The organism is Sphingobium sp. AP50 (assembly GCF_900109095.1).
Classification (GTDB): domain Bacteria; phylum Pseudomonadota; class Alphaproteobacteria; order Sphingomonadales; family Sphingomonadaceae; genus Sphingobium.
On sequence record NZ_FNYZ01000008.1, the window covers coordinates 21414 to 35253 of the forward strand.

Sequence of the window (13840 nt, forward strand, 5' to 3'; positions counted from 1 at the left end):
CGCCGTCGGCTGTTCCAGCCGACTACAGAATGCTCTAGGGAATTTCGCATGTGCGGCATAGCGGGCATCTTCCATCTCGAAACGGCCAAGCCGGTCGATCCCGCGCGGGTGCGCGCCATGCTGGACGTGATGCCGCATCGCGGCCCGGACGGCAGCGGCATCTGGACGGCGCCGGGGGTTGGGCTGGGCCATTTGCGCCTCTCCATCATCGATCTGGGCGGCGGCGCGCAGCCGATGCTGACCGAGGACGAAAGTCTGGTCGTCGTCTTCAATGGCGAAATCTATAATTTTGCCGAAGTGCGCGCGGAACTGGAGGCCAAGGGCCATGTGTTCCGGACCGATAGCGACACCGAAGTCATCCTGCACGGCTATCGCCAATGGGGCGAGGAATGCGTGCATCGCTTCAACGGCATGTTTGCCTTCGCTTTGTTCGATGCGCGGGCGCAGTCGCTCTGGCTGGCGCGCGACCGGTTGGGGGTGAAGCCGCTCCATTATGCGCTGCTGTCGGACGGCAGCCTGATCTTCGGATCGGAACTGAAAAGCCTGCTGGCGCACCCCCTGTTGCGCCGCGCGCCGGACCTGAGCGCGGTCGAGGATTATATGGCCTATGGCTATGTGCCCGACGATGCCTGTCTGGTGGCGGGCGTGCGCAAGCTGGGCGCGGGCGAGACGCTGCGGCTGGTGCGCGGCCGGCCACTGCCGCAGCCGCAACGCTATTGGGACATCAGCTTCACCGACCGGACCAGGGCGAAACCCGAAGCGCTGGAGGAGGAACTGGTCGCGCTGATGCGGCAGGCGGTGCGATCGCGCATGGTTGCCGACGTGCCGCTGGGCGCGTTCCTGTCGGGCGGGGTGGACAGCAGCAGCGTCGTGGCGCTGATGGCCGAAGCGTCGAGCCGCGCGGTCAAGACCTGCACCATCGGCTTCGACGTCGCGAGTCTGGATGAGACGGGCTTTGCCGACCGTGTCGCACGCCGCTTCGCCACCGATCATCGCACGCGCATCGTATCACCCGATGATTATGGGTTGATCGACCGGCTGGCCTTCCATTTCGACGAGCCTTTTGCAGACGCGTCCGCGCTACCGACCTTCCGCGTGTGCGAATTGGCGCGTGAACAGGTGACGGTGGCGCTGTCGGGTGATGGCGCGGACGAGGCGTTCGCAGGCTATCGCCGCCATCGTTTCCAGATGCAGGGGGAGCGGTTGCGCGGGTTGATCCCGCAATCGGTACGCCAGCCCTTGTTCGGTACGCTCGGGCGCTATTACCCCAAGGCGGATTGGGCGCCGCGCGCGCTGCGGGCGAAGTCAACCTTCCTTGAACTGGCGGGGGAAGGCGGCGAAGCCTATGCCGCATCGGTCGGCGTCACGCCCTATGCCCTGCGCCAGCGATTGTTCAGTCAGGAAATGAAGGGGCGGCTGGGCGCCTATCGCGCCGAGGATCGCTATATCAAGGCGATGGCGGAGGCGCCCGCACGCGATCCGCTCGACCGGGCGCAATATGCAGACATCCGCATCTGGCTGCCCGGCGACATCCTGACCAAGACCGACCGGATGAGCATGGCCGTCAGCCTGGAGGCGCGCGAGCCGTTGCTGGACTACCGACTAGTTGAGTTCGCCGCGAAGCTGCCGGTCGCGCAGCGCATTCGCGGCAATAGCGGCAAATATCTGATGAAGAAGGCGATGGAGCCCTTCCTGCCGCAGGATATACTTTATCGCCAGAAAATGGGCTTCGTGACCCCGATCAGCGCCTGGTTCCGTGGCGCGCTGGCGGGCGAGGCGACGGCGATCGCAGGCGGATCGGCGCTGGCGAAGACCGGCTGGTTCGACCCGAAGATGTTGGCGAAGGTCGCGGCCGACCATCGCGCCGGCGTGTCGGATCATGGCCGTCTGCTGTGGCAGTTGCTGATGCTGGACAAGGCGCTGGTAGGGTTGTTCGGCGTCTGACCGCGAACCTCCCCCTTGCAACCCGCCGCTGCCAGTGCCAACGGGACGCATGACGAAAATCAGGGCGCAGCGGTGACAGTCTCCAAGGAAATCGTGCGGCTGCGGCTTTATGCGCTGTGTCTGGCGGGGGACATGGCGGGCCTGTTCTGCGCCTTTCTGGCCGCTAACTGGTTCGTGCTGGGCGCGCTTTGGGGCGAGCCGGGCAAGCCTCATGGTCTGGTGATGTTCGCCATGGTTGCACCGCTTTATGCGCTGCTGGCGGTGCAGGGCGGCGCTTATGGCATCAATACGCTGGACCGGGTGCGACGCGGCATCGTACGTGCGCTCTGGGCGCTGGCGCAGGCGGCCTTGCTGATGCTGCTGATCGTCTATCTGGGCAAGATCGCCGAGCAATTGTCGCGTCTGACCTTCATCACAGGGCTGGGGCTGAGCGCTATTGCGGTCGCGCTGGTGCGGCTGGCCGTGGCGCGGTTGGCGGTGCGCGTGCTGGGCGATGTGCCGCATCTGACCGCCGTGATCCTGGACGGCGTGGCGATCGAGACGGGACCGCATATGGACCTGATCGACGCGGACGCCGCCAATCTGCATCCCGAACGGCATGATGCCGACATGGCCGCCCGCCTGGCGAGCGCGGTCGGCATGGCGGAACGGGTGATCGTCGCCTGTCCGCTCGATCGTATGACGGACTGGTCCGCCGCACTCAAGTCGCTGTCGGCGCGGGGCGAGATCGTCGTGCCCGAACTGCTGCGCTTCGCCCCGGCACGGGTGGATGAATTTGACGGTCAGCCGACCATCATCGTCGCTGGCGGCCCGCTGCATTTCCGCGACCGGCTGATCAAGCGGTTGTTCGATGTGATCGTCGCCAGCATCGCCACGATCCTGCTGTCGCCGATCCTGATCGCGGCCGCGCTGGCCGTGCGGCTGAGCAGCCCCGGCCCGGCGCTGTTCCGTCAGCCGCGCATCGGCAAGGATGCACGGCCCTTCTCCATCTACAAGTTCCGATCGATGCGCAGCGAGGCGAGCGATCACAAGGCGGCGACGCTGACCCGGCGCGACGATGATCGCGTGACCCGCATCGGCGCCTTCCTGCGCAAGACCAGCATCGATGAACTGCCCCAGCTTTTCAACGTGCTGAAGGGCGATATGAGCATCGTCGGCCCGCGCCCCCACGCCGCCGCCGCTAAGGCGGGCGACAGCCTCTATTGGGAAGTCGATGCCCGTTATTGGGAGCGGCATTGCATCAAGCCGGGCATGACCGGTCTGGCGCAGGTGCGCGGCCATCGCGGATCGACCGACCATCATCAGGATCTGATCGACCGGCTTCAGTCCGACCTCGAATATGTCAGCGACTGGTCGATCTGGCGCGATCTGCGCATTATCGTCGCGACGCTGGGCGTCCTCGTCCATCACAAGGCCTATTGATCCGATGGCGACCAACTTGATTCTTGCCGCGATCTTGCTGCTCTGTCTGGTGGCGGTGGCCTGGCCCTTCCTCTTCTATCCGCTGATCCTGCGCGCTTTGTCGTCGAAGGCGGAACAGCCTGTCGCCGGGTCGACGCCCAGCGCCTCGCTGCTTTTCTGCGCCTATAATGAAGCGGAGGCGATGCCGGAGAAGCTGGCCAATCTGGCGATGCTGAAGCGCCGCTATCCGACGCTGGAGTTTCTGGCCTTCGATGATGGCTCCTCCGATGGCACCGGCGATCTGATCGCGGGGCAGGGCGATCTCGTCACGCTGATCCGTGGCCCCGGCCGCAGCGGCAAGGCGCATGGCATGAAGCAACTCGCGGCCCGTGCGCGCGGCGATGTGCTGATATTCACCGACGCCAATGTGCTGCTGGACGAAGAGGCCGTAGAGCGACTGCTGGCCCGCTATGCCGATCCGGACGTCGGCGGCGTGCTGGGATCGCTCCACTATATCGGTGCGGAGGGCAGCGCGACCGCCTCGGTCGGTTCGCTCTACTGGCGGCTGGAGGAGCGGCTGAAGGACGAGGAATCGCGCACCGGCAATGTGCTGGGGGCGGATGGCTCCATCTTCTCGATCCGGCGCAGCCTCTATCCCGATTTCCCCGACAGCGTGCTGGATGACCTGACCGTCTCCATGGCGGTGGTCTTCGCGGGCAAGCGCCTGATCAAGGCGAAGGATGTGATCGCCCGCGAACGGCTGGTGACGGCGCGCAAGGATGAATATCGGCGCAAGGTGCGGATCGCTGCCCGCGCCTGGCATACGCACAGCCATTTGCGGCCGCAATTGCGGCAGATGGCGGCGGTCGACCGCTTCAAATATATGTCGCGCAAGATCGTCCGCTGGTTCGGCGGTGTCTTCATCCTGACCGGCGCCGTCGCCGCCGGCGCGCTGGCCATGCGGATTTCGCCGATGCTCTATATGGCGGGGGCCATCGGCGTGGCGCTGGTCATCTGGATCGGGGTGCGGGCGAAGAGTGGCCCCTTCGCCGCGCTGGTCGATATCCTGATCGCCTATGCCGCAACCTTGCAGGGCGTGCTCAAGGCGATGCGGGGGCGCACAGTCACCATCTGGAACCCCGCCAAGTCCCGCTGATCTGACTTATTGCCCCTTCACATAGACCCGCTTGCCACCGATCCAGGTTTCCAGCACCTGCGTCTGGCGGATATCGGCGGGGCGTGTGGTCGAAATGTCGCGATCGATCAGCAGGAAGTCGGCGCGCTGGCCGACCGCCAGATTGCCGAACCGCTTTTCGGCAAAACCGGCATAGGCCGCCTGCCGGGTAAAGCCGTCCAGCGCCGCCTCAAAACCGATCCGCTGTTCGGGCATCCACCCGCCCGCCGGTTCGCCCTTGGCATCTTCCCGCGTCATGGCGACGGCGATACCGGCGAAGGGATTGGGGCTCTCCACCGGCACGTCCGACCCGAAGGCCAGAGGCACGCCATTGTCGAGCATCGTCTTCCAGGCATAGGCGCCCTTCAGCCGGGCTTCGCCCATGCGCGCGGTCGCCATGCGCCAGTCCGACGCTTCATGCACTGGCTGCATCGACGCGACGACGCCCAGCGGCTTGAAGCGCGGCAGATCGGCCGGGTCGATGATCTGCGCATGTTCAATGCGCCAGCGCCGGTCGCCCTTATAGGTGTCGTTCAGTTCCTCGATCGCGTTCAGCACTTCATGGTTCGCCGCGTCGCCGATCGCGTGGACCGCGACCTGGAAATTATCCATCGCCGCGCGGCTCATAAAGTTGCGAAGTTGCGTGTCGGGGATCATCGGCAGGCCGCGCTGGCCCGGCGCGTCGGCATAGTCCGCACGCAACCATGCCCCGCGCGATCCCAGCGCGCCGTCCAGCAACAGCTTGATCCCGCCCATGCGCAGGCGATCGTCATACAGCCAGGGCGTCGGCTCCGATCCGGCGATCAGCACCATATTGTCGACGCCATAAGCATAGGACATGATCCGCACGCGCAATGCGCCGCGATCGGCCGACCGGCGGAAGGCCTGCCAGTCTTCTATGCTGGTGCCCATGTCGGCGATGCCGGTAATGCCCATGGACAGCAAGGCGCGCTGCGCCTTTTCCAGCGCATTGTCGCGATCCTTGGGCGCTGGGGGCGGCACGAATTTCTGGATGAGGCTCATCGCCTTGTCGACGAACACGCCCGCCGGTTTGCCTGCTGCCATCTCGATCCGGCCGCCCATGGGCGCCTTGGTCGTGGCGGTGATGCCCGCCGCGCGGATCGCGGCGCTGTTGGCCCATCCGGCATGGCCATCCACCCGCTCCAGCCAGACCGGCGTCTCGCTTTCGGCGGCGTCCAGTTCGGCCGCGGTGGGGAAGCGGCCCAGACCCCATTGCTCCTGATTCCAGCCGGTGCCGATGATCCACTTGCGCCCCGGATTGGCCTCCACATAGGCGCGGATCTTCGCCTGCGCTTCGGCCAGCGATTTCGTGTCCGACAGGTCGAGCGTGATCAGCGCCATGCCATAGCCCATGACATGGCCATGCCCGTCGATCAGGCCGGGGATCAGCGTCTTGCCGCCCGCATCCATCCTGAAGCTCAGCGGCTTGGGCCGCTCCGGCCAGGGCTGGCCCTTTTTCGGCTTCTTGGGCTTATATTCGGGTTCCTGATAGCGGCCCTGAATCAGCTTTTCGACCTTGCCGTCATCATCGACCATCAGCGCATCGAAATGGACCAGCTTGCCATTGGCGTCGATCGCGATGCCGTTGACATTGTCGATCACGCCCGACGCATAAGCGGGGAGGGGCAGGGCTATCGCGGCGATCGCCGCCAGTGCAGCAGCCCTCATGCGCGGGTGATCCGCCGGACCAGTGCGCTGGTATCCTGCCGACTGCCGCCCAGCGCCTGCACATCGGCATAGAATTGGTCGATCATCGCCGTCACCGGCAGGGTGGAGCCGTTGGCGCGCGCTTCCTCGATCGCGAGGCCCAGATCCTTGCGCATCCAGTCGACCGCAAAGCCGAAGTCGAAACTATCCTCCGCCATCGTTTTCCAGCGATTTTCCATTTGCCAGCTTTGCGCCGCGCCGCCGGAGATCGCCTCGAACACCTTGTCGAGGTCCAGTTCCGCCGCCTGCGCGAAGCGCAGCGCTTCGGACAGGCCCTGCAACACGCCGCCGATGCAGATCTGGTTCACCATCTTGGTGGTCTGGCCCGCGCCCGCACCGCCGACATGGACGATCCGCGCGGCATAGGCCTGCATCACGATCTTTGCCGCCGCGACCGCTGGCTCGCTGCCGCCGCACATGATCGACAGCCGACCATTTTCGGCCCCCGCCTGACCGCCGGACACCGGCGCATCGACGCTGTGGATGCCCAGGCTTTCGCCCTCCACGAACAATTGCCGCGCGATCCGTGCCGATACGGTGGTATGGTCGATGAACAGGCTGCCGGCCTTCATCGTGCGGAAGGCGCCGTCGCGGCCCAGCGTGATCTGCGACAGGTCATCGTCGTTGCCGACGCAACTGATCACTATCTCCGCATCCTCGGCCGCCTTGGCCGGGCTGATGGCGACCCGTCCGCCATAGGTTTCGGCCCAGATCTTCGCCTTGCCGATGGAACGGTTATAGACGGTCAGGCTGTGCCCGGCCTTGGCCAGATGACCGGCGATCGGGCCGCCCATGATCCCCAGGCCGATAAACGCGATGTTAGCCATATGCCTCGTACAATTACTGCGTCCAGCCCTGCCATAGGGCCAGTTTTCCGACAGTGCCAGTTTCTTCCGCCGCAATTTTGCTTTACGGGGCCAGCCCATGACCAACCTAGCCAAGATCGAAAGCGCTCTGCCGCTGCCCGTCACCGTCGATGATATTCTTGCTGCGCGGACCCGCATTTCGGGCGCGATCGTCAAGACGCCGACGCTGATTAGCCAGACGCTGTCCGATATGCTGGGCTGCAAGGTCTATCTGAAATTCGAAAATCTCCAGTTCACCGCCGCCTATAAGGAGCGCGGCGCGCTCAATCGCCTGCTGCAACTCGATGAAGCGTCCAAGACCAAGGGCGTGATCGCCGCGTCGGCGGGCAATCATGCGCAGGGGTTGGCCTATCATGGCAAGCGTCTGAGCGTGCCTGTCACCATCGTCATGCCTACGACCACGCCGATCGTGAAGATCACGCAGACGCGCGGCCATGGCGCGACCGTGGTGCAATATGGCGAGAAGTTTGACGACGCCTATGCCCATGCCCGCAAGCTGGAGGTGGAGCAGGGCCTGACGTTCATCCATCCCTTCGATGAGCCGGATATCATGGCGGGGCAGGGCACGGTCGCGCTGGAAATATTGGAAGACGCGCCGGAAATCGACACGCTGATCATCCCGATCGGTGGCGGCGGCCTGTTTTCCGGCATGGCGACCGCGGCGCGGGCGATGAAGCCCGATATCCAGCTTTATGGCGTGCAGGCCGAACTCTATCCGTCCATGTATGATTTCGTGAAGGGCGCCGACCTGCCCTGCGATGGCGATACGCTGGCGGAAGGCATCGCGGTCAAGCAGCCGGGCGAACTCACGCGCCGCTTCGTGGAGCGACTGGCGGACGATGTCCTGCTGGTGACGGAACGCCGACTCGAAGAATCGGTGAGCCTGCTGCTTCAGATCGAGAAGACCGTTGTCGAGGGTGCCGGTGCGGCCGGCCTTGCCGCGCTGCTCACCTATCGTGAGAAATTTGCCGGACGTAGTGTCGGGCTGGTGCTGACGGGCGGCAATATCGACACGCGCCTGCTGGCCAATGTGCTGCTGCGCGATCTGGCCCGGTCGGGTCGTCTGGCGCGTCTGCGGATCATCCTCCAGGATCGGCCTGGCGCGCTGTTCCATGTCGCCCGCATCTTCGATCAGGAGTCGGTCAACATCCTGGAACTGGCGCATCAGCGCATTTTCACCAACCTGCCGGCCAAGGGCCTCAGCCTCGACGTCGAATGCGAAACGCGCGATCGGGCGCATCTTCAGCGGCTGATCGCGGCGCTGGGCGAGGCCGGTTATGAGGTTGCGCCGATCGAGGTTGCCTGACGCTTGAAAAGGCTCGCAACTTTTCGTGGTAAATGGACTTTTCAGCCGGGCGGGTGGACGGCATAAGTCCTTCATGATCGACGCGACGCGCAGGACTGAATCGGAGGGGGGAGCATGACGGCCCCTTTTCGATTCCCGCGTTTCTTCGTCACCAACCCGTCGCCCTGTCCCTATCTGCCGGGCAAGAGCGAGCGGAAGGTCTTTACCGAACTGAATGGCGACAATGCCGCCGAACTCAATGATGCGCTGGGCCGCATCGGGTTTCGCCGCAGCCAGAATGTCGCTTACCGGCCGAGTTGCGCCGATTGTTCGGCCTGCGTGTCGGTGCGTGTGGTGGCGGGCGAGTTTCAGCCCAACGCCACCCAGCGCAAATTGCTTCGCCGCAACAGCGATCTGGTCGTCACCGCCTGCAAGCCCTGGTCGACCGAAGAGCAATATACGCTGCTCCAGCGTTATCTTCAGGCGCGTCATCCCGGTGGCGGCATGACCGAGATGGACGAGATGGACTTTGCCGACATGGTCGAGCAGACGCCCGTCGACAGCTATGTGGTCGAATATCGCGAGCCGACCGTGGATGGACGACCGGGCAAGCTGGTCGGCGCCTGCCTGACCGATCGGCAGGGTGATGGCCTGTCGATGATCTACAGCTTCTTCGACACCGAACTGGAAGAGCGGCCCGGCCTCGGCAACTATATCATCATGGACCATATCCTGCGCGCGGCGAAGGCTGGTCTGCCCTATGTCTATCTGGGCTATTGGGTCGATGGGTCGCAGCGCATGCAATATAAGGTGCGGTATCGACCGCTCGAAAAGCTCAGCCGCACCGGTTGGGTGCGATTCGACCCGGATGAGCAGGTCAAGGCGGTACGTGAAGTGCCCCAGCGCGACGAACCGCCGCTACCAGTCGAACTGGTGGGCATGTTCCGCAAATAGCTTCAGGCTATATCGCTGACTTTCCTTGATATTAGAAATAGTGGGACGAATGGACATTTTGGACTGCCAATTTGTTTAACCTTTTTGGCTAGGTACCGAAAATAGTGGGATGAGGCGGTAGAAACGGGAGCGGGAATGGACCGCTTTGTTGATCATCGATTTGAGGATGTCCGGCTTGCGCTCGGAGGCGGCGGCGCGCGCGACTTGTTCCTTTATCGGAACGACCTTCTTGGCTCCCCCCTCTTCGATCAGGTTTCTCCGCCGATTCTGCGCTGGGTTGCCGACCATCATGGTCATCTGATCGCGGTCGAACGCGATGGCGTTGGCTTCATGCCGCGTCTTGCCGGTGATCCGATCGACCTGGGATGGCGCGTGCTTCTGTCCTGCAAGGATCGCCGGGCCTTGCTGGGCGCGGCGCTGAAGCAGGATCGGCCCCAGCCCCTGACCCTGCGCTTCGAATGCGCCGACGGGCAAAGGCGCTGGTGCCTTGTGCGCCTTGCCCGATCGGTGGGGCCGACGGGGCTGCCCTGCTGGTATGGCACGATCGAAGATATTCATGAGCGCCATGATCGTGATGCGCGTCTGCTGGCCGATGCGCTGGCGGAAAGTCGCGAACATTATCGCTGGTCGGTCGATCTCAGCCCGCAGGTGCCATGGACCGCGGGGCCGGATGGCAATGTGGAGGAAGTGGGGCCGCGCTGGCTGGACCTGACCGGCATGGCGCCGCAGGAGGCGCTGGGGACGGGCTGGCTTGGCGCCGTGCATCCCGACGATCTCGCGCGGACCGTGGCGACCTGGAGCAACCATCTGTCGAGCGGCATGCCGGTCGATGTCGAATATCGCATCCATTTGCGCGACGGCGGCTATCGCTGGATGCGGGCGCGGGCGTCTGCGCGGCGGGATGCCAGGGGCGCTGTGCTGCGCTGGTACGGCACGCTGGAGGATGTGCATGCCCAGCGGCTGGCGCAAACGGCCCTGAGCCAGAGCGAGGAACGGTTTCGCCTGGCGGTGCAGTCAGCCCGGCTGGGCATATGGGATTTCGACTGCGTGACCGGCGTGCGGACCTGGTCGGTTGAGTTGCGTCGGATGCTGGGCCTGCCCGAAGAACAGTGTGCGACGACGGAGCTCGCCCTCAGCCTCGTCCATCCCGAAGATCGCGATCGGCTGCGCGCCATGCTGGAGGCCGTTGCCGAGGGGGCACTGCCGCCGCATTTCGAAGCGACATTGCGCATTTACCGGGCGGATAGCGGCGCGCTACGCTGGATACGCAGTACCGGATGGACGACGCGATCCGATGGCGGCCGCCCGCAGCGGATCATCGTCACCTTCCTGGATGTGACCGAGGAAAGGGATGCGGAGCAAAGGATACGCTGGGCGGCGACGCATGACCCGATGACGCGGATGCCGAACCGCGCGCTGTGGCAGGCGACGCTGGAGGAAATGGCGGCGCGATCGCAGGCGAAGAATGAGAGCTTCGGCCTGCTGTTGTTCGATATAGACGATCTCAAGCGCACCAATGATTCGCTCGGCCATGATGCAGGCGATGCGCTGCTCTGCGCCTTTGCCCAGCGGCTGGTGGCGCTCGCGCCCGCTGATGCGATGCTGGGGCGTCTGGGTGGGGATGAGTTCGGGCTGATCGCGGCGTCGCTGGGCGACAGTGAAGCGCTGGAGGCATTCAGTGCCCGTCTGTACGACAATGTCCGCACGCCGCATCTGCATCAGGGGCGGGCGCTGGATTGTGGGGTCAGCATTGGCGGCGCCCTGTTCGGGGATCATGCCAAGCGCGCCGACGATTTGCTCAAGGCGGCCGATCTGGCGCTCTATGCGTCCAAAGCGGCCGGGCGTGGGCGGTTGACCCTGTTCCAGTCACAATTGCGCGCCGATGCGCAGCATCGCAGTTCTATGATCCGCATGGCGCGGCAGATCGTCTCCGACAAGCTGGTCATCCCCTATTATCAGCCGCGCGTGGACATGCGGTCCGGGCGCGTATTGGGCTATGAAGCGTTGCTGCGCTGGCATCATCCGCGCATGGGGTTGCAACTGCCCGGCACCATTGCCGCGGCCTTCGACCATAGCGAGATCGCCGTGGACCTGACGCGGCAGATGCTGGCGTCCGTGCTGCGGGATGTGCAGCAATGGCTATGGGCGGGGCATGATCCCGGCAGGGTGGCGATCAATGCGTCGGCGGCGGATTTCGCCAATGGCGATTTTGCCGAGCGATTGCTGGAGCAACTGGATCAGTTCGGCATTCCGACCGCGAATTTCGAGGTCGAGGTGACGGAAAGCGTGTTTCTGGGGCGCGGGACGGATCAGGTGGCGCATGCCCTGGACCATTTCGCCAAGGCGGGCGTGCGGGTTGCGCTGGATGACTTTGGTACCGGTTTCGCCTCGCTCACCCATTTGAAGCAATATCCGGTCGACGTGCTGAAGATCGATCGCAGCTTTGTCAGTCATATCGAAAAGGATGCGGGCGACGCCGCGATCGTCGACGCGATCGTGAAACTGGGCGGCAGCTTCGGCATGGAAGTTGTGGCCGAGGGCGTCGAGTCCGAGGCGCAGGCGCTGTTCCTGCTGGGCCTTGGCTGTGTCGTGGGACAGGGTTTCCATCTGGGCCGGCCGCAACCCTTTGATGTGCTGCATCCGCCTCTTGGGGATAACCGCGTCCGGCGATAGGGCCAGTCCCGTCAGGAACCGGCCCCGCACCGACGTCGTGACTCGCCGGGGCTTTTGCTTATTTGCAGCGACAGTTTCGCACGACCTTGCGCCGCACGGTCTTACGCGGCGCGGCCGTTTCCGTAGTATAGGTCGTGGTGGTCGTCGTTATGGTCTCTTCCGGTTTCACCGTGACCGTGGTGACGATCGGCGCGGGATAATAATAGCCACCCGACACATAACCGCCCTGTGTCGGCATCGGCCCTGCGCCGCGCCAGTGCGGCCCGCCATAGGGTGGCGCGTCATAATCGACGCCCGCGCCGCGCACATCGCCTTCGAAACGGCCCTCATAGGTGCCGCTGACCTTCCGGCCATCATCAGTGGTCCAGGTGCCGGTCCAGCGGCCGTCATATTCATTCTGGCTGGTGACGCGGTCATCGGCATAGCCATAGCCGTCATCATAGCCCGCGCCGGGGCGACGCGGCGGGGGCGGGGCATGGCGGCGCGGGCCATCCTCCGCCTTGTCGATCGCCATGCCGGCAACAGCGCCAACGCCTGCGCCGATCAGCGTGCCGGCGGTGCGGTTGCCGCGCCCGGCGATCCGGTTGCCGGCCACGCCGCCGACGACCGCGCCGATCGCGGCGCCGCCCACGCCATTGTCCCGGCGCGGTTCGGGATAGGAGCCATCGTCATAATAGCCGTCGGGCGCATAGCCGCCTTCATAGCGGCCCCACTCGACATTGCTGCGATAGTCATAGACCCGGCCATAGCTGTCGGTCATGACCGCATCGTCATAATAGCGCGACCAGCCATAGCCGCGCGCGGGCACGGGCAGGCCGTAGGTGCCGTAATTGGCGATATAGTAGGTCGGGCTGACCCAGTAGCGGGGCAGCACATAGCCATAGACGGGACGACGATAGGCGCCCCAGCCGCCCGGCGCGCGCGTGCCGGCGAACCAGCGGCCATTCTGCAGCGGGCCCCAGCGATGCCCGTTCCAGTTGCCTGCGGGGCGGGGTGCCTGCGGGGCGGGGCGCGGGCCGGTCCAGCCACCAGCCGCGGGCGCTTCGGCAAGGACCGGTACCCCGATGCTCGCCAGTGCAGCGCTGGCGCCCACAAGCAGAAGGCTGGAAATCTTCATGGTTAACGCTCCCTGTTGCCTCGCGCAGCAAGGGGCGTGCGCGGACCAAAAATGCTAACGCCTCGTTTAGCATGATGATCCGCGCCTATCCATGATCCAGCCGGGAAATCGCTGTCCCGAAACGGGCCGGAAAGACCAAAATCCTTACGGCCCGGAAGGTGGGATATGGTTAATGCGTCAGATTATTCTGTCGGCGATCTTCGACACCAGCGCTTCAAGGCCTTGCGCGTCCTGCGAGTCGAACCGGGCGGGAAGGGGGCTGTCCAGATCCAGCACGCCGATCAGCTTGCCGTCATGGAGGACCGGCACCACGATCTCCGAAGCGCTGGCGGCGTCGCAGGCGATATGCCCCGGAAAGGCGTGGACATCCTCCACCAACTGCGTTTCGCCGGTGGCAGCGGCCGTACCGCACACGCCCCGGCCGACCGGGATGCGGATGCAGGCCGGCTTGCCCTGAAACGGACCGAGCACCAGTTCGCCTTCGACCATGCGGTAGAATCCCGCCCAGTTGAGGTCGGGCAGGAATTGCCAGAGGAGGGCGGACAGGTTGCTCATATTGGCAACCGGGTCCGGTTCTCCGGAAGTCAGCGCATCGGCGGCGGACAACAGGTCGTCATAGAGGCTGCTCTTGTCGACGGCGGTATCGGGCGAAAAATCATACATCGCGCCCATATAGGCGCGACGATGGATTGTTGCCA

At 64.6% G+C, this 13840-nt stretch carries 10 protein-coding genes; 6 read left to right on the forward strand and 4 right to left on the reverse strand.

Annotated features, from left to right (window positions below; all coding sequences use genetic code 11):
* Positions 1-48: 48 nt before the first annotated feature.
* The 3 genes from BMY84_RS14255 to BMY84_RS14265 all read left to right on the forward strand — a co-directional run bounded on the left by BMY84_RS14255 (position 49) and on the right by BMY84_RS14265 (position 4501).
* Entirely contained in the window at positions 49-1944 is a 1896-nt protein-coding gene (locus BMY84_RS14255; RefSeq protein ID WP_093084714.1) for an XrtA/PEP-CTERM system amidotransferase, read from the forward strand.
* 72 nt (positions 1945-2016) lie between these two features.
* Entirely contained in the window at positions 2017-3366 is a 1350-nt protein-coding gene (locus BMY84_RS14260) for a sugar transferase (protein WP_093084925.1), read from the forward strand.
* Between the two features lie 4 nt (positions 3367-3370).
* Positions 3371-4501, forward strand: coding sequence for a glycosyltransferase family 2 protein (locus tag BMY84_RS14265; RefSeq protein WP_093084716.1), 1131 nt, complete (start codon positions 3371-3373; stop codon positions 4499-4501).
* Positions 4502-4507: 6 nt separating this feature from the next.
* On the opposite strand, the gene BMY84_RS14270 is transcribed toward BMY84_RS14265, so the two are convergent.
* Together BMY84_RS14270 and BMY84_RS14275 are read right to left on the reverse strand one after the other, a co-directional pair.
* Complete coding sequence (locus BMY84_RS14270) at positions 4508-6208, reverse strand: amidohydrolase (RefSeq protein WP_093084718.1); 1701 nt, start codon at positions 6206-6208, stop codon at positions 4508-4510.
* Positions 6205-7074 carry an NAD(P)-dependent oxidoreductase gene (locus tag BMY84_RS14275; RefSeq protein WP_093084719.1) on the reverse strand — a complete coding sequence of 290 codons (870 nt, stop codon included), beginning with the start codon at positions 7072-7074 and terminating at the stop codon, positions 6205-6207. The genes BMY84_RS14270 and BMY84_RS14275 overlap by 4 nt, the downstream gene beginning before the upstream one ends.
* Before the next feature lie 97 nt (positions 7075-7171).
* Here BMY84_RS14275 and BMY84_RS14280 point away from each other — a divergent pair, with 97 nt between their 5' ends.
* The 3 genes from BMY84_RS14280 (at position 7172) to BMY84_RS14290 (ending at position 12025) form a co-directional block, all read left to right on the forward strand.
* Positions 7172-8419: a threonine ammonia-lyase gene (locus BMY84_RS14280; RefSeq protein ID WP_093084721.1), complete on the forward strand. Its 1248-nt coding sequence runs from the start codon at positions 7172-7174 to the stop codon at positions 8417-8419.
* A gap of 114 nt (positions 8420-8533) precedes the next feature.
* Complete coding sequence (locus BMY84_RS14285; RefSeq protein WP_093084722.1) at positions 8534-9352, forward strand: arginyltransferase; 819 nt, start codon at positions 8534-8536, stop codon at positions 9350-9352.
* Between the two features lie 135 nt (positions 9353-9487).
* Complete coding sequence (locus BMY84_RS14290) at positions 9488-12025, forward strand: sensor domain-containing protein (RefSeq protein ID WP_093084724.1); 2538 nt, start codon at positions 9488-9490, stop codon at positions 12023-12025.
* Positions 12026-12083: 58 nt separating this feature from the next.
* On the opposite strand, the gene BMY84_RS14295 is transcribed toward BMY84_RS14290, so the two are convergent.
* A complete protein-coding gene (locus tag BMY84_RS14295) occupies positions 12084-13142 on the reverse strand; it encodes an RcnB family protein (RefSeq protein ID WP_093084725.1) in 1059 nt (352 codons plus the stop codon).
* A gap of 177 nt (positions 13143-13319) precedes the next feature.
* On the reverse strand, positions 13320-13805 hold the full coding sequence (locus BMY84_RS14300; protein ID WP_093084927.1) for a GAF domain-containing protein: 486 nt from the start codon (positions 13803-13805) through the stop codon (positions 13320-13322).
* Positions 13806-13840 lie beyond the last annotated feature (35 nt).